15 protein-coding genes are annotated in these 21,676 nt (G+C 61.4%); 9 read left to right on the plus strand and 6 right to left on the minus strand.

Going from position 1 to position 21,676, the window contains the following annotated elements:
• Positions 1-252 precede the first annotated feature (252 nt).
• Both glgA and glgC read right to left on the minus strand, forming a co-directional pair.
• Positions 253-1,713: a glycogen synthase GlgA gene (glgA, locus tag B0G83_RS23625; protein WP_105509829.1), complete on the minus strand. Its 1,461-nt coding sequence runs from the start codon at positions 1,711-1,713 to the stop codon at positions 253-255.
• 93 nt (positions 1,714-1,806) lie between these two features.
• Positions 1,807-3,072: a glucose-1-phosphate adenylyltransferase gene (gene glgC / locus B0G83_RS23630; RefSeq protein WP_105509830.1), complete on the minus strand. Its 1,266-nt coding sequence runs from the start codon at positions 3,070-3,072 to the stop codon at positions 1,807-1,809.
• 486 nt (positions 3,073-3,558) lie between these two features.
• Between glgC and B0G83_RS23635 the strand changes: the two genes are divergently transcribed.
• The 5 genes from B0G83_RS23635 (at position 3,559) to B0G83_RS23655 (ending at position 10,340) form a co-directional block, all read left to right on the plus strand.
• Positions 3,559-4,785: an alpha/beta fold hydrolase gene (locus tag B0G83_RS23635; protein ID WP_374954936.1), complete on the plus strand. Its 1,227-nt coding sequence runs from the start codon at positions 3,559-3,561 to the stop codon at positions 4,783-4,785.
• 251 nt (positions 4,786-5,036) lie between these two features.
• Positions 5,037-7,736, plus strand: coding sequence for a type VI secretion system Vgr family protein (locus B0G83_RS23640; protein ID WP_105509832.1), 2,700 nt, complete (start codon positions 5,037-5,039; stop codon positions 7,734-7,736).
• A 19-nt stretch (positions 7,737-7,755) separates the two neighbouring features.
• The gene (locus B0G83_RS23645; protein WP_105509833.1) at positions 7,756-8,913 is read left to right on the plus strand and encodes a DUF2515 family protein; all 1,158 of its coding nucleotides are present in this window, start codon (positions 7,756-7,758) and stop codon (positions 8,911-8,913) included.
• Positions 8,914-8,968: 55 nt separating this feature from the next.
• Positions 8,969-9,862, plus strand: a complete 894-nt coding sequence (locus B0G83_RS23650; RefSeq protein ID WP_105509834.1) for a hypothetical protein — start codon at positions 8,969-8,971, stop codon at positions 9,860-9,862.
• The gene (locus B0G83_RS23655; RefSeq protein ID WP_258168163.1) at positions 9,825-10,340 is read left to right on the plus strand and encodes an SRPBCC family protein; all 516 of its coding nucleotides are present in this window, start codon (positions 9,825-9,827) and stop codon (positions 10,338-10,340) included. Before B0G83_RS23650 ends, B0G83_RS23655 begins: the two co-directional genes overlap by 38 nt.
• 237 nt (positions 10,341-10,577) lie before the next feature.
• Here the strand turns inward: B0G83_RS23655 and B0G83_RS23660 are convergent, their stop codons facing one another.
• From B0G83_RS23660 to B0G83_RS23670, 3 genes are all read right to left on the minus strand, one after another.
• Complete coding sequence (locus tag B0G83_RS23660) at positions 10,578-12,782, minus strand: OsmC domain/YcaO domain-containing protein (RefSeq protein ID WP_105509836.1); 2,205 nt, start codon at positions 12,780-12,782, stop codon at positions 10,578-10,580.
• 204 nt (positions 12,783-12,986) lie between these two features.
• A complete protein-coding gene (locus tag B0G83_RS23665; RefSeq protein ID WP_105509837.1) occupies positions 12,987-14,420 on the minus strand; it encodes an amidohydrolase family protein in 1,434 nt (477 codons plus the stop codon).
• 52 nt (positions 14,421-14,472) lie between these two features.
• Positions 14,473-15,771, minus strand: a complete 1,299-nt coding sequence (locus B0G83_RS23670; protein ID WP_105509838.1) for a D-amino acid dehydrogenase — start codon at positions 15,769-15,771, stop codon at positions 14,473-14,475.
• Between the two features lie 354 nt (positions 15,772-16,125).
• On the opposite strand from B0G83_RS23670, the gene B0G83_RS23675 reads away from it, so the two are divergent.
• Positions 16,126-17,349 (plus strand): MFS transporter, encoded by a 1,224-nt coding sequence (locus tag B0G83_RS23675; protein ID WP_105509839.1) that lies wholly within the window; start codon positions 16,126-16,128, stop codon positions 17,347-17,349.
• Positions 17,350-17,515: 166 nt separating this feature from the next.
• A complete protein-coding gene (locus tag B0G83_RS23680; RefSeq protein ID WP_105509840.1) occupies positions 17,516-18,472 on the plus strand; it encodes a LysR family transcriptional regulator in 957 nt (318 codons plus the stop codon).
• Here B0G83_RS23680 and B0G83_RS23685 read toward each other — a convergent pair.
• A complete protein-coding gene (locus B0G83_RS23685; RefSeq protein WP_105509990.1) occupies positions 18,455-19,450 on the minus strand; it encodes an LLM class flavin-dependent oxidoreductase in 996 nt (331 codons plus the stop codon). The genes B0G83_RS23680 and B0G83_RS23685 overlap by 18 nt on opposite strands.
• A 297-nt stretch (positions 19,451-19,747) precedes the next feature.
• Between B0G83_RS23685 and B0G83_RS23690 the strand changes: the two genes are divergently transcribed.
• Complete coding sequence (locus B0G83_RS23690) at positions 19,748-20,827, plus strand: LLM class flavin-dependent oxidoreductase (RefSeq protein ID WP_105509841.1); 1,080 nt, start codon at positions 19,748-19,750, stop codon at positions 20,825-20,827.
• Positions 20,828-20,838: 11 nt separating this feature from the next.
• Positions 20,839-21,669, plus strand: a complete 831-nt coding sequence (locus B0G83_RS23695; protein ID WP_258168164.1) for a class II aldolase/adducin family protein — start codon at positions 20,839-20,841, stop codon at positions 21,667-21,669.
• The last annotated feature ends 7 nt before the right edge of the window (positions 21,670-21,676 follow it).

Here is a 21,676-nt window from a genome sequence, read left to right on the forward strand (position 1 = left end):
AGATTTTCGCCGCGGTAGCGCGATCCGGTATGAGCGGGACGCCTCAAGCGGCAGGTCTGCTTCAGATAGTGCAAGAAAAATGCACGCTCTGCAGGCTCAGGCAACAATACATGAGTTTGCCGCGCGCGAGTTGATCCGGCCCTGTGGTGTTGCGTCGAACCATCAGACGGATGGGACTTGATCGCAGCACGCGCAACGGCGGCAGCCGGCGCGCCAGGCTGGCGCACCGGCCGAAGTCCGCTCAGGCGAGTCTCAGGTGAGTTCGCGATACAAGGCCAGATAGCGCTCGGCGGATGCGCCCCAGCCGAAGTCCTGGCGCATGGCGCGCCGTTGCGTGGCCTTCCATTCGGTGCGGCGGTCGTATAGCGCGAACGCGCGGCGGATCGCGCTGCCAATCCCTTTCGGCTCGAAGCGTTCGAACACGAAACCGGTGGCGAGGTCGTCGGCGAGATTTTCGAGCGATGCGTCGACCACCGTGTCCGCGAGTCCACCCACGCAATGCACGAGCGGCAGCGAGCCATAGGCCAGCGCATAGAGCTGGGTCAATCCGCAGGGCTCGAAACGCGACGGCACCGCGATCACGTCGCTGCCCGCGACGATCGTATGCGCGAGCGTTTCGTCGAAACCGAGTTCCACCGCGACCGCTTCCGGATGCGCATGCGCGGCCCGCTTCAGGCCGTTTTCGAGCGCCGGGTCGCCGGTGCCGAACACCACCAGTTGACCGCCGCGTTTGACAATTTCCGGCACCGCTTCGAGCAGAAGATCGAGGCCTTTCTGTTCGGTGAGGCGGCTCACCACGCCGAACAGCAGCGCGTCGCTTTTCTGCGCGAGGCCGAAGCGCTTTTGCAGCGCTTCCTTGCAGCTCAGCTTGCCGGCAAGGCGCGTGGCGTTGTAGTGCGAGTCGAGCAGGGTGTCGCTGGCGGGGTTCCACACGGCGTAGTCGACGCCGTTCAGAATGCCGCTCAGATCGTGCGAGCGATGCCGCAGCAGTCCGTCCAGACCGCCGCCCTGAGCCAGCGTCTGGATCTCGCGAGCGTAGGTCGGGCTGACGGTCGTGATGCGGTCGGTGTAGTAAAGCCCGGCTTTGAGGAACGACAACTGCCCGTAAAACTCGATGCCGTGCATCGTGAAGAAGTCGTCCGGCAAACCGAGTTGCGCGAACTGCTGCGCCGGAAACACGCCCTGATACGCGAGGTTATGCACGGTAAACACGCAACGCGCGAGCGGCCGGCCCGACTGACGCTCCGCCGCTTTCAGATAAGCGGGCGCGAGCCCGGCATGCCAGTCGTGTGCGTGGACGATCTGCGGTGTCCACGCCGGGTCGAGGCGCTGCGCCAGTTGCGCGGCGACCCAGCCGAGCAGCGCGAAGCGCAGCGCGTTGTCGCCATACGGCACGTGTTCGTCGTTCAGATAGGGGTTGCCGGGCCGGTCGTACAGCGTGCCGGCGCGGATCACGTAGACAATCAGGCCGTTCGAGGGCAGGGTGCCGCGTTCGAGCGTCACGTCCGGCGCGTCGAAGCGGCGGCCCAGGCGCGCGACCGGTTGCAGGTCGACGAGGCCGGCAACCACCGCCGGAAAGCCGGGCAGCAGCACCCGCACGTCGGCGCCGCGCTCGATCAGCGCGGGCGGCAGCGCGCCCGCGACGTCGGCGAGACCGCCCGTTTTGAGGAGGGGATACAGCTCGCTTGCGACGTGCAGGGCGCGTATCGTCATAGGCTTTTGTCTGGTTGCGATAGGGGAATGCGGTCAGTCGGTCCTGTTTTCCCTGGGGCAACGCAGGGGCCGCCGGCGGCGACCCCTGCGGGCTTACTTCACTGTCTGCCGCAGTGCTTCGGGCGTGACCAGCACGACGCCGTCGTCGGTACGGTAGAAGCGTTCGGCGTCGGCCGTTGGATCCTCGCCGATCACCGTGCCGTCCGGAATCGCGCAACCGCGGTCGATCACCACCTTCTGTAGCCGGCAGCTCGCGCCGACCGTTACCTGCGGCAACAAGACTGCCTCATTGATGTTACAGAATGAACTCACTTTGACATTCGACGACAACACCGAGCGCGAAATCTGCGACCCCGAAATCACGCAGCCGCCGCACACGATCAGATTGTTGCCCGTGCCTTGCAGCCCTTTCATGTCGCGCACGAACTTGGCCGGCGGCAACTGTTCCTGATACGTCCAGATCGGCCAGCTCGGGTCGTACAGGTCGAGCGTCGGGATCGTGGAGGCGAGGTCGAGGTTGGCGGCCCAGTAGGCGTCGATGGTGCCGACGTCGCGCCAGTACGGCTCGACTTTCGGGTCCGAGGTCACGCACGACATGCTGAACGGGTGCGCGATCGCGGTGCCTTGCGTGACGACGCGGGGCAGGATGTCCTTGCCGAAGTCGTGATCCGTTTCGATGCTGGAGATATTTTCTTCGAGCAGCGAGTACAGATAATCCGCGTTGAACACGTAAATGCCCATGCTGGCGAGTGCCACGTCCGGGCGGCCGGGCATGGCGGGCGGGTCGGCGGGTTTTTCGACGAAGCCGGTGACGCGGCGGTTTTCGTCCACGGCCATCACGCCGAAGGCCACTGCGTCCATGCGCGGCACCTCGATACAGCCGACCGTGCAATCCGCGCCGCTGTCCGCGTGATCGGCAATCATGCGCGTGTAGTCCATCTTGTAGATGTGGTCGCCGGCCAGCACCACCACGTACTTCGGCCGGATCGAACGGATGATGTCGAGGTTCTGGAACACGGCGTCCGCCGTGCCGCGATACCAGTGAGCGCCTTCCACGCGTTGCTGGGCCGGCCACAGGTCGATGAATTCGCCGAATTCGCCGCGCAGGAAGCTCCAGCCGCGTTGCAGATGGCGCAGCAGCGAGTGCGCCTTGTATTGCGTGACCACCGCGATGCGGCGGATGCCGGAGTTCAGACAGTTGGACAACGCGAAGTCGATGATGCGGTATTTACCGCCGAAGTGCACCGCCGGCTTGACGCGTTTATTGGTGAGCGGCCCGAGCCGCGTGCCCCGTCCGCCCGCGAGGACGATGGCGAGGGTAGTGCGTTGCAGATCATTCAGCCGTGCCGGCGTGTCCATGTCTGTCTCCTTTGTCGACCGGATCTGGCGCGGCGGCCCGGGTTGACGCTTTGGCGTTCACTCGGGTCTCGTTACGCCCGCTCCGGTCGTATGCAAGATGGTTGCTGGTTAGTATGTCCCGGATGATTGGTCGCTGGTTCTCTCCGCTGATGATTCGTGCTGCCAGGCGGCGCCGTCTTCGCGGACCCGTCTGCTAGTTCTAGCACCGATTGGCCGCGAGCGCGTAGTGTGAATTGTGCGGAGGGTCGCCAGCCGGCCCTGTTGCGCACAATCAACCCTTGCACGAGGCGGCTCCGTGCGGCACGACACATAGAGCGTGAGGTGGGGTGTCGCAATATGTGTGCCATGCGGGTGTGCGTCGCGTGTTGCCTTGCTTGCCGCCGCCCGAAGCCTGCGCGCGCGGCAGCAGCGTTTGGGTGGTGCGTCGTAGAATCGTGCGCTTCCGGCCGCGGTTCAGTGGGTGGCTTGCCCGAGGCTTCGACCGCAATGCTTCCCGTTACTTTCAGTTTGCAAAATATCCCGATGAGTTATCGCCGCCGTTCCTTGCTCGCGATGTTGGGCGTTTGTGCGTTGACGGTTGCGCCCGCCGTGTTGGCTGCTTCGACGATGTCGAGTGCTTCGAGTGCTTCGAGCGCTTTGACCGCTTCGACCGCCAGCGTCGCCGACAATGCCGGTCCCGCCTACGGTCCCGAACTTCAGGGCTTCAACTATCCCGCGCCGGTCGAGCAATTCGACTTCACGTCGCAAGGCGTGGCATTGCATATGGCGTACATGGATATCAAGCCGGCCAATCCGAACGGCCGCACAGCGGTCTTGCTGCACGGCAAGAACTTCTGCGCGGCAACGTGGGACACGACGATCCGGCGTCTGAGCGACGCCGGCTATCGCGTGATCGCGCCGGACCAGATTGGCTTCTGCAAATCGAGCAAGCCGGAGCGTTACCAGTACAGCTTCCAGCAACTCGCGCGCAATACGCATGCGCTGCTGGCCTCGCTTGGCGTCAGCGACGCGACGGTGATCGGTCATTCGACCGGCGGCATGCTGGCGATCCGCTATGCGTTGATGTATCCGCTCGAGACGCAGCAACTGGTGCTGGTGAACCCGATCGGTCTGGAGGACTGGAAGGCGAAGGGCGTGCCGTCGCTGTCGGTGGATCAATGGTACGAGCGCGAGCTGAAAACGACCGCGGACGGCATTCGCCGCTACGAGCAGTCCACTTATTACGCGGGGCATTGGCGTGCCGATTACGAGCCGTGGGTGCAGATGCTAGCGGGTATGTATCGGGGGCCGGGTAAGCAGATCGTCGCGTGGAATTCGGCCTTGCTGTACGACATGATTTACACGCAGCCGGTGGTGTACGAGCTGGGGCAGTTGAGTATGCCGACGCTGTTGCTGATCGGGCAGAAGGATACGACCGCGATCGGTAAGGATGCCGCGCCACCTGACGTGCGCGCGCAGCTGGGCCATTATCCGGAACTGGGTAAGGCAGCCGCGAAGGCGATTCCGCACGCGACGCTGGTTGAGTTCGCGGACTTGGGTCACGCGCCGCAGATGCAGGACCCGCAGGCGTTTCATAAGGCGTTGCTGGATGGGATGGCGGCGGTGCCGGGGGAATCGGTAGGCGTTCAAGCGGGTTTTCGTGGTGCGGGGGGCAGCCACGTCGTTCATCGTTGGGCGAAACTGCGGCCGGAGACGTTTGGTTCGTCATATTAAGACGCTCATGGCGGCAGGCGATGCCTTCATTAAAGGGCAACCTGAACAAACCCGGCACCGTGCCTAATTTGCGATATTTCACATTTTTTGAAAAATCACCGAGAGAATGCATTGATATTCCAAATGCATAATCGGATTGCGAAGAATCCAGTTTTTACGTTTTCTATTTCCTTTATCTGGCTGATTAATCTGAATATTTGTAGAATTGCGAAATAGTGGATAGGTCTATCAGTTTATCGAGAAGAGGTGGTATGGCCACGCGGGACATAATCGGAGCAATGACTGGCGGACTCGTCCAGAGTGATCGCCTGCTTAAGTTGGATACATCCCTTGGCGGCAGTGCCTTGTTGCCACAACGGGTTGTCGGCCATTCACGAATCGGCCGCCACTACGAATTCGCCGTCGACGCTGTTTCTACATCCGGCACCGTCGAACTCAAGACGCTGATCGCCCAGCCAGTGACACTGTGGATTCAGCAGGCCGACAGGTCCTATCTGCCTCACCATGGATATGTGCATACCGCCCGCCGTCTGGGATCGGATGGCGGGCTTACGAGCTATCAGATCGTATTTGCGTCCTGGATGCACTTCCTGCGTTTTCGTAAAGATGCACGGATCTGGCAGGACAGACCAGTCGACCAGATTCTGACTGACGTGTTCAACATGCACCTACAGGCTCAGGGGGCGTTTCGCTTCGCCCTGAGCAAGCCGTTGCCCTCGCGTTCGTTCTGCGTGCAATACGAGGACGACTGGAATTGCGTGAACAGGCTGATGGAAAGTGAGGGCCTGTTCGGCTATTTCGAGCAGGCGAGCGACGGGAAGTCACATACGCTCATTGTCACGGACAGTCTCGACGCGTTGCAACCGCTTTCACCGCAGACTGTAGAGTTCTACCGCGCCGGCACGAACAGCGAAGCCGACGCGTTGCTGCAGTGGGCAGGTACGCGAACATTGCAAAGTACCACTCTCACAACTCGCACCTTCGATTACAAAGCACCCGCTCCGCGAGGAAATCCGAAGGGTACAAACATCCCGACTCTTCCCAGTCAAGGCGACCTTCCCCAGCAAGCCGAGGTATACGAATATTCGGGTGCTTACACCTATGCCGCTCAGAACAGAGGCGAGCACCTGTCGAAAATCCGTATGGAGGAGTGGGAATCGCGGGCCAAGCGTTTCTTCGGCGCAGGTGGCGTGCGAGGCGCGGACGCAGGTCGGTGGTTCGAGTTGGACAATCATCCTGAGCATGCCGCGGATAGCGCGCAAAAGCGGCAGTTCGCCATTATCGCGGCCGCCTGGTTCATAGAAAACAATCTGCCGGTGTCCAGTCAGGCAGCGGACTTCCCTCATAGCCTGAACGAACAGTTGGCGACGATCAGGACGAACTATGCCTCGGAGGCCGGATTGAAGGTTCGGCACGCTGACGGTAGCGAAGGCTTCTTCCTCGTGGAGATTGAGGCGCAACGCAAAACCGTTGCGTATCGCAGCCCGCTCGAGCATCGCAAACCGGATATGTATCTGCAGTCGGCGATTGTCGTTGGCCCTGCAAACGAAGAAGTCTACACGGACCCCCTGAACCGTCTTAAGGTGCGCTTTCATTGGGACCGACTCAACGGCGGTGACGAGAAAGCTTCCTGCTGGGTGCGTGTCGCGATGTCCGATACGGGCGGTGGATACGGTGGCGTGCATGTTCCGAGAGTCGGCGAAGAGGTTCTGATCAGTTGGGTGGATGGGGACTGCGACAGGCCGCTCGTTACTGGGCGGATTTACAACGGGTCGACGAAACCGCCCTGGCATTCCAACGGCCTGCTCTCAGGCTACAAGTCCAAGGAATATCAGGGCAGTGGCTACAACCAGATGGTGATGGATGACTCGACGGGCCAGAACCGCGTTCATCTCTATTCGACGAGCGCCAATTCACAATTGCATCTGGGTTATCTCATCGACCAGAGCGGCAACAGCAGAGGCAGCTATCTGGGCAGTGGCTTCGACCTGAAGTCTGACGCCTTTGGTGCGGTGCGTGCGGGCCAAGGCATGTATGTCACAACCTATCCTGCTGTCGCTCAACCGCTGGATGGACAGGAATCCACCTCTCAACTCTTGAACTTGGAAAGCGTACTTGAAGCGATGTCCGAGGCCAGCATTACGCACCAGGCCGAAAGTCTCAAGGATGGCTACGACTCGCTGAAGTCATTCACGGATGCAACGCGGAACAGCGTTTCCGGGCCATTGTCAGGCGGCAACACGGCAGGTGGCGGAACGGGACGTGCGAATGCATTCAAGGAACCCGTCATGCTGTTTGGCAGCCCGTCTGGAATCGCACTGTCCACGCAAAAATCCGCTCATATCACGAGCAATGCACAGATCAACCTCCTAAGCGGACAGAGCACCCACATCGCAACCGGCAAATCGCTAGTTGCAAGCATTGCGGAAAAGCTCAGCCTGTTTGTGCAGAACGGTGGGATGAAGCTGTTTGCGGCCAAGGGCAAAGTCGAAGTGCAGGCGCACACAGACAACATCGAGATTACTGCGCAGAAGACGATGAAAGTCTTGTCTTCGACCGGGCGGATCGAAATTGCGTCGGCGGCCGGCATCCTGTTGACGAGCGGTGGCGGCTATATTCGAATCAAAGACGGCAACATCGAGATTCATACCCCCGGCTCGGTCGACATCAAGGGGGCCGAGCACACGTTTGCGGGCCCGGCGCAGATGCGCACCAACCTGGGCGCGTTCAAACAATCAAACGGCCCATACGACGAGAAGTTTGTATTCAAGGATGAACTCGGGCGTCCCATACCCAACATGACCCATCTGCTCGAAATGCGCAGCGATCAGTTGGAAAACGTCACCGATCAGGAGGGTGCGGTTTCGCGCATGTTCACCAGCAGTCCGGAGAAAATTTCCGCGTTTCTGCATTTTCCCAATATTACGAGTGGCACGGACTCGCTCAGCTAAACGCCGCCAGAGGGGATTCATGGCTAACGATTCGGTCGTCAACGACGGCGAAAATACGGTCTATCTGAAGGGCAGGCAGGTTGGCCAAGGCACTACCAACCAGATGCCGGACTCATGCGTCGATTGCACGATGAAGTGCGAGGATCTCTGGTCAGTCGCGCAAATGAAAAACATCAGCTTCGAAACGGAGAGTGGCCGATTCATCGAAGACGCGATGCGCCGCGCGAAGCGCACCGCCGGGAACTACGCGCAACTTTTCCTTGCCGACGAAGGCACGGACAAGGCTGGGCGTTTCTATTGGCCCGGCCTCGCCGCGTTTGCCGCGAAGGAGGTCGTGGCTGGGATGGATCTTGCGATGCAGTTTATGTCCATGCAGAAACCCCAAGCGGCGCTTGGTATGGCACGCGATTCGGCGCGTGTGACCTTCTATTATCTTGCAAAGGGCAACCTCTGGGTCTTTCTCGAAGTGACCACGTGGCACCTCTTCTATCGGGACCACGGCAAGGAACTGTTCGAACACTGTAAGGGCAAGCGCGACGTCGGCACATATGATCCGGCTGTCAAAAAGATTATTCAGGGCCTGCCTTGGGCGAGCGGCCCGAACAACGGATTGATCGAAGCGCTGCGCAAGAAGATCGTCGTTTTCGGCGCGGCCGACATCAAGGACGGGTCGGCGCTCGCAGAAATGAACCAATGCAAGCTGACTCCGTATCTGAACAATGGCTTTGGCTTGCTGGAGCAGTATGAAGCATCGAGCGCCAGAGGCCGGCCGCCACTTGCCCGCTCTGCGGCGTGGCAATTTCTACTACACGAACAGACGCTTCATTTGCAGAAGATGGTGTATGACCACAAGGAATTCCGCGATGCCATCGATATGAACGATTTCGGTCGGCTGCCCGTGTTGCGTTCGTTGTCGGGCGCTAAGGACCCCACCGTGTTTTTCAACGCATCGGCAGATGTCACGCCAAGCATCGAGGAATCGGAATTGAAGCCGCACGGTCTGCAAACGGATGACATCAAGGTGACAATGGACACTGGCAAGCTTTATGACACGCCCGACCGCATGGCCTACGTCACGAAGATCCTGAACAAATACCATTACCTGATGACGTCGCCGCGATATCGGCCATACATGATCGAACAGATTGGAGCAATCGGCGGGTGGAAGGATGCTTGAGCGATGGATAGCGGCGATAGCCGTATGCGCCTTGATTGCGTTGGGGTCAACCCACGTGCTGTCGGCACAAAGCGAAGCAACGAACGTTCAGCAAGGAAAACAGGCGATGCAGGCAAACCTCTCCTTCGGATTAGGCGAGAACAGCGACGAGGTCATGCGCAAGGCCGCCGTGCCGATCAGGAAATCAACGGTGTCCACGGCGTTGATGTACGACGCGAGCCGTATCGTGACCGGCGTCGAACCGGTCTTTGAGCTCAAGGATGACCGTCATGGCGTGCTCTTTCCGCAGGCGACCGACGTCGAATTCATGTCGGACTCCGAGGAAGGCGCGCGCGTGCGCAATATCGAGGTGACCTTCAAGGTTCCTGCACCGCCGCACGACATCAAGGATCAGGCGGCGCTGAGTGCATACGACGACGCGCTCTATCGCTACGTCATGGATGTCATTGCGCGTATCAACCGGGCCGGCTGGAAGCGCTTCATTGCAGCGGATTCGCCACGGCTCGGCGGACTGGACACGTACGTTTTCGACGCACCCGTAAGCGGCCAGAAATATTCACCGCCGTCAGGCATCGACTATGCGGACCCGACCTATCCGTTGACGCTGGAGCAATGGAAACGTCTTAGGGCAGGCGGCACGGTCGTCTGGAGCTGGCACGTCGACAATATGTTTATCGATCTTCAATATACAAAAGACTTCCGTGCAGACGTGCCACTGGTGGTTGGCGACCAGCTGAGCGCAACGATCAGGACCGACGAAACGTGGCTCGACGCATTTGGCAAGAATGGCGATGTCACACCCGACGCCTTGCGTGCTCGCTACCGTAGTGCTTTGCCGGAGATGCTGGCGACCCGCAGAAAGGCGGAAACGGTGGCGCGTGCGCAGGGCGCCACGATTCTCGATCATTGGAATGAGACAGTTATCTCTGGCGTACCTGTTCACCAATGACCGGCGATCCTTTACCCCAGATACCCCGATGGTAAGCCGGTTGATTTTTCACATGCCTGCGACGTCGGCAGAGGTATTTGAGGCATTTCACAATCACGACACGCGCCTGCGCTGGGACACACTGCTGAGGCAGGCAACGGTGGAAGGTGGCAATCGTTATCCGCACGTTGGCGCCTTGTCGATCAACGTCGGACGTGGATGGCGGGGCGTGTTCTGTTTGCGTACGCGTTTTATTGCCTACGATCCACCGCATCTCGCCGCAGCCACGATCGACCGACCTGCTGGCATTTTCAATGAGTGGAGTGCGTCGATCCGCCATCGCGAGCGCGACGACGGCACGTCGGATCTCATCTACACTTTTAAATTGAGCCTACGTCCGAGATGGATCCATTGGCTTTGCGCGGATCGGGTGACGACGATCTTCGAAAAAGAGACACAGCAACGTTTCGAGTCTCTCGCTGCGTTTCTCCGGAAATAGGCTGACGATCCCGATGAGCCGGAATCGGTCGCGAAATGCTCGTGGAAACGCAAATTTTCTTCGACTCGAGTGGCCGCTTTTCGAGCCAGGCAAATTGACTGTTACGCGCAACGAGTGGTCACGACCACGAACCTATCCGCTCTGGTCGTGACCAGTCGGGCGGCGCCCACTCGGCGGCATCAATATTGATGCACGCCGCCACAGACGGGCGCTCATGTTCATCTCCAACTCGCGCCCCTACTTCCCCGCACCCGCCGCATTAGCCCGCGCCGTATGCAGCTTTTTATAACTGTCGATCAGCCGATGGTGCCTGTCGAGCCCCTCCAGTTTCATACTGGTCGGCGTCAAACCATGGAAACGCACGCTGCCGTCCACCGACCCCATTACCGCATCCATCCGGGCGTCACCGAACATCCGGCGGAAGTTGACCTCGTAGTCGTCCATCTCAAGCTCGTCGTCGAGCATCACCTCCAGCACCACGTTCAACGCCTGATAAAACAATCCGCGCTCGACCGTATTGTCGTTGTACTGCAGGAAAGCCCCCACCAGTTCCTGCGCCGCCTCGAATTGCTGCAAGGCGAGATTAATCAGCAGCTTCAACTCGATAACGGTCAGTTGTCCCCAGTCCGTATTTTCGTCAAACTCGATGCCGATCAAGGTGGCGATATCGGAGTACTCATCCAGTTCGCTGTTTTCCATCCGCTCAAGCATGGCGGCGAGCGCGGCATCGTCCAGACGATGCAGGTTCAAAATATCGGAGCGGAACAACAGCGACTTGTTCGTGTTATCCCAGATCAAATCGTCTACCGGATAAACCTCGGAATAACCCGGCACCAAGATCCGGCAAGCGACGGCGCCCAACTGGTCATACACCGCCGTGTACACTTCTTTGCCCATCTCTTCGAGAATGCCGAACAGGGTTGCCGCTTCCTCAACATTCGAATTTTCACCGTGCCCAGAGAAATCCCATTCGACGAACTCGTAATTGGCTTTGGCGCTGAAAAACCGCCACGACACCACACCGCTCGAATCGATGAAGTGCTCGACAAAGTTATTGGGCTCAGTCACGGCGTTACTGACAAAGGTGGGCTGAGGTAAATCGTTCAGACCTTCAAAACTGCGCCCCTGTAGCAACTCCGTCAGACTCCGTTCCAACGCTACCTCGAAGCTCGGGTGCGCGCCGAACGACGCAAACACACCGCCTGTGCGCGGGTTCATCAAGGTGACGCACATCAGCGGGTAGACCCCGCCCAGCGACGCATCCTTCACCAGCACAGGGAAACCCTGTTCTTCCAAGCCCTTGATCCCGGCCACGATGCCAGGGTATTTCGCCAGCACTTCCTGCGGCACATCCGGCAGCGCGATTTCACCTTCCAGAATTTCACGCTTCACTGCCCGTTCGAAAATCTCGGACAGACATTGCACCTGCGCTTCGGCCAGCGTATTACCGGCACTCATGCCATTGCTGACGTACAGGTTCTCGATCAGGTTGGACGGGAAGTACACGACTTCACCGTCCGACTGCCGCACAAACGGCAGCGAACAGATACCGCGCTCCACATTGCCGGAATTGGTGTCGTACAGATGCGAGCCGCGCAATTCGCCGTCGGGATTATAAATTTCCCGGCAATATTCATCCAGAATTTCAGCCGGCAGCGCGTCCTTTCGGCCGGGCTTGAACCAGCGCTCATTCGGGTAATGGACAAACGCCGCATTGGCGATGTCTTCACCCCAAAATGCAGCACCATAGAAGTGATTGCAGTTCAGGCGTTCGATAAACTCACCCAATGCCGACGCCAACGCGCTTTCTTTGGTCGATCCCTTGCCATTGGTAAAACACATCGGCGAATGGGCATCGCGAATATGCAGCGACCACACATTCGGAACGATATTGCGCCACGAAGCAATTTCAATCTTCATGCCCAGGCCCGCCAGAATGCCGGACATATTGGCGATGGTTTGCTCCAGCGGCAGATCCTTGCCCGGAATATAGGTGCTCACGTCCGAAGCCGGCTTCAACGTCAACAAGGACTGGGCGTCGGCATCGAGGTTTTCTACCTCTTCAATGACAAACTCGGGCCCGGCTTGAACGACTTTCTTTACCGTGCAACGGTCGATAAAGCGCAAAATGCCCCGGCGGTCGGCTTCCGACATATCCGACGGCAATTCAACCTGAATCTTGAAGATCTGTTGATAACGGTTTTCCGGATCGACAATATTGTTTTGCGATAGACGGATATTTTCGGTGGAAATATTGCGATTTACGCAGTACAACTTCACGAAGTAAGCCGCGCACAAGGCCGACGAAGCCAGAAAATAATCGAACGGACCCGGTGCCGAGCCATCGCCTTTATAACGGATAGGCTGATCGGCTATGACCGTGAAGTCATCGAACTTGGCCTCAAGACGCAGCTTGTCGAGGAAGTTGACTTTAATTTCCATGGGGGAATCCTGAAATAGGGCATCAAATGACGATGCCGCTATTATCCGTCACCCGGTCCGGTTGCTGTTGCAGATCGCTAACATCGCTGGCGGCGTCTGGCGAAGCGCTGCTGCTGTCCGCCGTCAGGCGGCGACTCCGTATGAATGGTCTCGACCCGTCAACCCGGATGTGATCGCGGCTCGCCGGAGTGATCGGGCTGCAATCTAGCGATCCACCCGCCGAATCACCCGCCCCGCGTGAGCATTCACCGTCGCCCCGTCCCGGCACGCGAACTGGCCGTTCACGATCACCGCATCGATGCCGCTGCTCACTCGCGTCGGCTGCTCGAAGGTGGCGTGGTCGGCAATGCGCTGTTCGTCGAAAATAACGAGGTCGGCGCAGTGGTCCAGCGCGATCGCCCCACGGCCCTGCAGCCCGAAGCGCCGCGCGCTCAGCGCCGTCATCTTGTGGATCGCGGTTTCGAGCGTGAACAGGCGGCGCTCGCGCGTGTAGTGGCCGAGCACGCGCGGGAAGGTGCCCCACAGGCGCGGATGCGGCTGCACGTCGTGCGCCAGGCCATCCGATCCGATCATACTCATAGGGTGCGCGAGAATGCGCGACACGTCGTCCTCGCTCATCGCGAAGTAGATGGCGCCGGCCGGCGTCAACGCGGCGGCAAGCGCTTCCGGATCGACGTTGCGGGCCTTCGCGAGTGCGAACAGCGAGTGGCCCGCGGCCGTGGGGTCCGCTTTCGACCAGGTTACCAGCACTTCGTCCGACTGCTTGACGCGGGCCGGCAACAACATCGTCGACGACGCGTTGTACGGGTAGCAGTCGAAGCAGACGGACTGATGCGCGGACGCTTCGTCGAGCATCGCGAGCGTCTGGGTGGAATGGCCATGATTATTGCGGCCGATGATCTTGTGATGCGACACGACCGTATCGATAGCGAGGGCGCGGCCGATATGCAGCGCTTCGCGCAGCGCGTCGTCGATGGCATCGCTTTCGTCGCGCAAATGCATGGTCAGCACGCCGCGCGCGGCGCTCAGCGGCCGGCCGATATCGATCACCTCCTGGGCGCTCGCCGCGCGAGCGGGCGGATAGTAGAGCCCGGTCGACATGCCGATCGCGCCCGCCGCCAGCGCCTCGTCCAGATCGCGTGACATGCGGGCGATCTCGGCGTGTGTCGCGCCGCGGTCGAGGTTGGCCATGTGCCGTGCGCGCAGCGTCGTGTGGCCGACGAGGCAGGCCGCATTGAGGGCCGGCCGGGCGTCGTCGAGCGCGTCGAGATAATCGGCGAAGCGCGGGAAACGCCAGACGTCGTCGCCGAGCAGACTGAGCGGCGCGGGCGGATCGCGCATCACGAGCGGCGCGAGACTGATACCGCAGTTCCCGGTGACGACCGTCGTCACGCCTTGCGATAGCTTCGGATGCGGACCGTCGACAGTCTCCAGCAGCAGTTGGTCGTCGTGCGTATGTACGTCGATGAAGCCGGGCGCGACGATCCGCTCGCGGGCATCGAAACGTTGCGCCGCGGGCACCTCGCGCAGGTCGCCGAGCAGGGCGATGCGTCCGCCTTCCACGCCGACGTCGCAGGCCTTGCGCGGCGCGCCCGTACCGTCGACGACGGTGCCGTTTTCAATGATCAGATCCAGCATGTCGTCAGTCACCTTTGTGTTGGATGAGCGTGCGGCAGCGATGCTGCGGCCATTATGACGGCGACGAGTGCGCCATCGTCGGCAGCTTGCGCACGGCGTCGCGATTCGTGAGCTGATACGGCCGAAGATCGAGCTTGCCCGCACGGCCGTGAATCGCGTCGGTGAGCAGCGCGGCGCTGGCACCGGCCAGCGTGAAGCCGAGCGAGCCCTGGCCGGTGTTGAGCCAGAGATTCGCGAGCGGCGTGGCGCCGAGTAAGGGTTTGCTGTCGGGCGTCGCCGGACGGAAACCCGTCCAGGCGCGCACCGACGAGAAATCGCCGGCGTTCGGCATGGTGGCCTGGGCTTGCGCGGTCAGCAGTCGGATACGCGCCTGATCCTCACGCGACCCCGCCGGCGTCATATCCACCATGCCGGCGACGCGCAGATGCTGGCCGAGTCGGGCGTACACCACCTTGTGATGCAGATCGGTAACGCTGACCCGCGGCGCGACATGACGCTCGCCGACCGGCATCGTCAGGCTGTAGCCCTTGAGCGGATAGATCGGCAGCCGGATGCCGAGCGGCCTGACGAGCGCGGCGCTGTGGTTGCCGAGCGCGACCACGTACGCGTCGGCGGCAATCTCGCCTTGCGAGGTGTACGCGGCGACAATCTTGTTGCCTTCGCGCCGAAGACCAGTCACGGCGGTCCCGCCGACGAACCGCACGCCGTATTTCTCGATGGCGACGCGGGCCAGCTCGCGCGTGAACAGGTGGCAGTCGCCGGTTTCTTCGGACGCCGTGTAGATACCGCCGGCGAGCGTGTGCCGCAGCGAATCCAGCGCGGGCTCGGTATCGATGCATGACGCGGCATCGAGCGCGGTGTGCTGCGCGCCGAAGCGCGCCTGAAACTCCATCTGCCGGCGCGCGCGGTCGAAAGCATCACGATCACGGTAGACCACCAGCTTGCCGCTCGGGCGGAAGGCGAAGTCCAGTCGCTCCGTCTGCATCAGATCGTGCATGACGTCGCGGCTATACGCGCCGAGTTGCAGGAGTTCGATGGTCGTGCGCTGGTTGCGTGCCGTCGTGCAATTGAACAGGAACGCCGCACACCAGCCCCATTGCGCGAGACTCAGGCTCGGCTGGAAACGTAACGGCGCGGTCCGGCTCAGTAGCCACTGTGCGAGGTTGCCCGGCACCGACGGCCCGGCAAGCGGCGCGACGTAGCTATAGCTGAGCTGGCCGCCGTTCGCGAAGCTCGTTTCCAGACCCGGTTGCGAATGCCGTTCGACGAGCGTGACGCGCCAACCTTCACGCGCCAGATAGTAGGCGGTAGTAACACCGACGACACCACCACCGAAAACACAGACATGCATGAGAGGTTAGCCACCAGAGTAATGACGAAGAGGGCGCCGGGAATGGCGGACACGTGTTGCGCATGGCACCTCGTCAGTATGGGAAATCCCCCTGCCGGTCGCAATTGAGAAAACGATGCGCGGTATAACCCGAAGCTAACACGTGGTGGTCCGGGCTTGCGAGCGCGCGAAAGCCGACGTCGTCGAAGGCTTAACGGCAGGTTATGCCCGACAAAGAAAATGCATTAGACGGGGCAATTTGGGCGGGAAACAATCCGCCTCGTCCTCATCCCGATCCATGACATTCGATGTTTTCGGCGCCGCGATCGATTGGGACAGCATGTAACGAACAACGAACGGGAGGCGGAACGCTCTATGGACATGACGTTTTCAAGGAAGCAGAAGACGGCCGCTTTGACGAGCCTCTTCATTGCGTGGGCGGCCGGTTACGCGGATCGCATCCTGATCAGCACCGCCATCATTCCGATTCGCGCCGAATTCAACCTCGACGCGCGGCAAGCCGGCGTCGTGCTGAGCGCTTTTTACTTCAGCTATGCGATCACGCAATTAATCGGCGGCTGGCTGTCCGACAAGATCGGTTCGCGGATCGTCGTGGTGGCCTGCGTGGCCTCGTGGTCGTTTTTTACGGGCACCACGGGGATGGCCTGGTCGTTTGCGTCGCTGGTCGCGATCCGTCTGCTGTTCGGCGTGGGAGAAGGCGCGTTTTCGCCGGCAAGTTCAGTAACGATCGCCGAAGTGTTTCCGCGCAAAGAGCGGGCACGCGCCAAGTCGCTGCTGATCTCGACGACCTTCCTGGGCAACGCGGTGGGCTCCGGGCTCATCGGCTTGACGGTGGCGCGCTTCGGCTGGCGTAGTTCGTTCACGATGCTGGCGGCGATGGGGCTGGTCGTCGCGGCGATTCTTTGGGCCTCGTTGCGCGGCGGCATGAAGGGGCAGCGCGAGCGCAACGCCCATCGGCGTCGCACGTTGTGGGGGCCGTTGCTTCGCATGCCCGCGGCGTGGAAGATCGCGGCGATCTGGTTCTTTGCCAGCGTGCTGTATGTGGGCGTGACGTCGTGGATGCCGTCGTACCTGATGCATACGTATCACATCGATCTCTCGCACACCGGCATGGCCGTCGCGATTCCGAACCTGCTGGCGTTCGTCGGCACCAACGCGGTGGGTTATCTGCTCGACCGGCACGCCAGGGGACACGAGCGTGCGTTCATGATTGGGGGCGCGCTCGTGAGTGCGCTCTCCATCGCGTTGATGATCAACACAACCAGCATGACGCTATTGATGGTCTATCTCACCGTCTGTCTGCTGGCGTTCAACTTCGTCTATGCCTCGGTCTTCGCGATGCCGTTGCGCTACTTCCCGGAGCATCTGATCGGCAGCGCGACCGGTTTGATGAATTTCGGCGGCCAGATGGGCGCAACGCTCGCACCGATCGCGATGGGCGCGCTGATCAATGCGTCCGGTGGCGCGTATATCTCCGCGTTCTGGTTGCTGATCGGCTCCGCGGTCGCCGGTGTGCTGGTCGCGGCCACGTGGAAACCGCTTGAACCGCGCATGGGCGAAAGCGTGCAGCCCTCGTGAGCGAGACCGGCAACGCGCGGCACCCGTGCGGCAAACATCGCGGTGACGGGTTGCGTGAGTACTGTGTAACGTGCTCCATGACGCTTGAGCTAAACTGGCTCGAGCAGCCGTTGCAGAACATGGCGGCTTCGCGACGGCGACTTCCGGATGCCTCGCGGCGCCTGCCATGCCGAAGTCTCTCCCTGTCTCGTCCACGACCATGCGCTTGCGCCACATCGAAGTCTTTCATGCCGTCATGCAGGCCGGCTCGCTGTCAGGCGCCGCCAGCCTCCTGAACATTTCGCAACCGGCGGCGAGCAAGATGCTCGCGCAGGCCGAGCACAGTCTCGGCGTCGCGCTGTTCAAGCGACTGCCTGGCGGGCTGAAACCGACGCCCGAAGCGATGCTGCTGTTTCAGGAGACCAAGACGCTGCACGCGAGCCTGGATCGTGTCAGACATCTCGCGCGCAATCTGGCCTCGCATCCCGGCGGCATGCTGCGCATCGGTTGTATTCCGAGTCTCGGCTTGAGTCTCGTGCCGCGCGCCGTCGCGGCTTTCACGCGACTTTGCCCGGATGTCTCGATCAACATTCGGACCGAAAACCAGCAGACCCTGTCGGCCTTGCTGCTGGCGCAGGAAATCGACATCGGCATCGCGTTCGAACCGGCGGCGATGGCGGGTATCGCGATCGAAGAACTCGGCCGGGCGCGGGCCGTGCTGTTCGGTGCCGGCAGCGACTGGCCCGCGAAGGCGCCGGTCCGCCTGCGCGAGCTCGACTTGTCGAAGTGGATCAGCCTCGATTCCATGGATCCCCTCGGCTCGATCGTCAACGCGACGCTAGCCAGTTTCGACGAAGACGGCCGCGTGCCGATGATTCAGGTCAAGACCTACTATCTGGCGCGCGCGCTGGTCGAGAGCGGCATCGGCTTTACGATCATCGACGAATACACGGCGCAGTCGGCGGCCGACACGTTTGCCGTCAGGCAACTCGAACCGGCGCTCTCCGTGGGCGTGTGCATGATGACGTCGATGAGCCATGCGGGTACGCAAGGACTCAAGGTGTTCGTTCAACAACTCCAGAAGCACCTGGAAAAGATTCAGTCATCGCACGCCAGTGAACCGCGATCACTCGCCAGCCGCTAATTCATCACGTATTTCCGCGCCGATCTCGAACGAGCGCAAGCGCGCCGCGTGATCGTAGATCTGCGCGGTGAGCATCAACTCGTCCGCGCCGGTCTGCGCGATCACCGACTTCAAGCCTTCGCGCACCGCGTCGCGATCGCCAATCACCGTACACGCGAGCGAATGCGCGACGCTGTTCAACTCCATCTCCGACGCCTGCAACTGGTCGACCGGCGGCTGCAACTGCCCGGGCGTGCCGCGCCGCAAGTTGATGAATTGCTGCTGCAGCGACGTGAATAAACGCTGCGCTTCGTCATTGCTGTCGGCGGCGAACAGATTCACGCCGACCATTGCATGCGGTTTGTCGAGCGTGGCCGACGGCCGGAATTGCGCGCGATACATTTGCAGCGCGGTGAGCATGTAGTCGGGCGCGAAATGCGATGCGAACGCGAACGGCAAACCGAGCGACGCCGCCAGCTGCGCGCTGAACAGCGACGAGCCGAGCAGCCACAACGGCACATGCAGCCCCGCGCCCGGCACCGCGCGAATCCGTTGACCGGGCACCGCGTCGGCGAAATAGCGCTGCAATTCGACCACGTCGTCGGGGAACGAATCGGCGCTGTTCTGCAGATCGCGGCGCAACGCGCGGGCGGTGCTCTGATCGGTGCCGGGCGCGCGACCCAGGCCGAGGTCGATACGGTCGGGGTAAAGCGACGCCAGCGTGCCGAACTGTTCCGCGATCACGAGCGGCGCATGGTTCGGCAGCATGACGCCGCCCGAACCGACGCGGATCGTCTTCGTGCCGCCGGCCACATAGCCGATCACCACCGACGTCGCCGCGCTGGCGATCCCGGTCATGTTGTGATGTTCCGCGAGCCAGAAGCGGCGGTAGTTCCATTTTTCCGCGTGCTGCGCGAGGTCGAGCGTGTTCCTGAAGGCATCCGCGGGCGTGGCGCCTGCGATGACAGGCGAGAGGTCGAGGACCGAGAAGGGGATCATTGTCTGTTGGTTTGCGGTTTCCGGCGCTTTCGCGCGATGGGGCATTCTCGCAAAGCTTCCGGTTTTCTGCTGACGGTGCACGGATGCCCACGTTAGTGGAGGGGTGTTTGTGGTATGAGTCCAGGGAGGGGACTCGAACCCCTACCTCCGTTACATGCAAACCCGATATAGATATGGCCGATCAATATTTAACAAGCGCATGTCGCGCTGCTACCTTAAACCCCTCGAACCCACCCCTGCATTTAGCGCGTCGCGCCACCGCCCCGCCGGGCAGACACCATTCCGGGAGCCCTCCACGTGTCCATCGAATTCATCGGCATGATCCAGACCCGCAAGGTGTCTGAAACTCACGCAGCGCAAGGTCCCGTGATCGACCTCGAGTACGTCGGACAATTTGCCCGCGCGCACGAAGACGCGGGTTTCGACCGGATCCTCGTGCCGTATCAGTCGACGAGTCCCGACGCGCTGCTGACCATCTCGCACGCGGCGAGCGTGACCCGCAACGTGCACTTCATGCTCGCGCACCGGCCGGGTTTCGTAGCGCCGACGCTGGCCGCGCGCCAACTGGCGACACTCGACCACTATTCGCGCGGCCGCCTCGCCGTGCACATCATTTCGGGCGGTGACGATACCGAGCAGCGCCGCGACGGCGATTTTCTGTCGCACGACGAACGCTATGCGCGCACCGACGAGTATCTGCAGATCCTGCGTCGCATATGGACCGAGACGAAACCGTTCGATCATCAGGGCAAGTACTACCGCTTCGAACAGGGCTTTTCCGAAGTGAAGCCGCTGCAGCAACCGCATATTCCGGTGTATTTCGGCGGCGCGTCGGCGCCTGCGCTCGAAATCGCCGGCCGTCACGCGGATGTCTACGCGCTGTGGGGCGAATCGAAGGCGCAGGTTCGCGAACAGGTAACGCGTGTACGCGCCGAAGCGGCGAAGCATGGCCGCACGGTGCGTTTTTCGGTGTCGTTCCGGCCGATTCTCGCGGCCACGGAAAGCGCGGCATGGGAGCGCGCGGAGCACATTCTCGACGAAACCCGGCGGCTGCGCGCGGCCCAGGGGCTTGGGGTCGGCGGCCCGGCGCAGAGCGAAGGCGCGCGGCGTTTGCTGGCGGCCTCGGGGGACTCGGATCGCGTCGACGAGCGCCTGTGGACCGGTGTGGCGAAGGAAATCGGCGGGCGCTCGAATTCGACCGCGCTGGTCGGCACGCCGGAGCAGGTTGCCGAGACGCTCGCCGAATACTATGCGCTGGGCGTCACGACGTTCCTCGTGCGCGGTTTCGATCCGCTCGAAGACGCGATCGATTACGGCCGTGAGTTGATTCCCGCGACTCGTGAGCGCATCGCGCGTATCGAACGCGTGGCGGCCTGAACGGACGCGCAATGACCGACCTTTCTCACGCCACCGCCGCTGCCATCGGCATCGGCGGCACGCTCGAACGCCACGCGCCGCTACGCAAATTCTGGTTCGACGACATTCCGCCGCGCGACAGCATCGCGGCGGAACGCCGTCATCGGCAGGAACGCCTCGCGGTCGCGTTTCGTCTGTTTGCGCGCTACGGTTTCGATCAGGGTCTCGCCGGCCATATCACCGCGCGCGACCCGGAGTGGACCGATCACTTCTGGGTCAATCCGTTCGGCAAGCACTTCAGCCGCATTCGCGTATCCGATCTGCTGCTGGTGAATGCCGGCGGTGAGATCGTGGTCGGCGAAGGTCCGCTCAATCAGGCCGCTTTCGCGATCCACGCGGCGATTCACGAAATGCGTCCCGACGTGATCGCGGCGGCCCACACGCATTCGCTGTATGGCAAAGCATGGTCGACGCTCGGCCGTACGCTCGATCCGCTCACCCAGGACTCGTGCGCGTTCTACCAGGATCACGCGCTGTTCGACGATTTTCGCGGCGTCGTGCTCGATACGGATGAAGGCGCGCGTATCGCGGCGGCGCTCGGCGAGCGCAAGGCGGTGATTCTGAAGAATCACGGCATCCTGACCGCGGGCCCGAGCGTGGAAGCGGCGGCGTGGTGGTACATCGGACTGGACAACGCATGCCATGCGCAATTGCTGGCCGAAGCCGCCGGCACGCCGCAGGCCATCCCGCACGACGTCGCCATGCTCACGCATGAGCAGGTGGGCCGCCCCGGCGGCGCGCTGTTCGCTTTTGAGAGCCTGCTGGCAGGGTTGGTCGACGCTGAGCCCGACGTGCTGACCTGAGCGCCGG

This window comes from Paraburkholderia sp. BL21I4N1 (assembly GCF_002973525.1).
Lineage (GTDB): Bacteria > Pseudomonadota > Gammaproteobacteria > Burkholderiales > Burkholderiaceae > Paraburkholderia.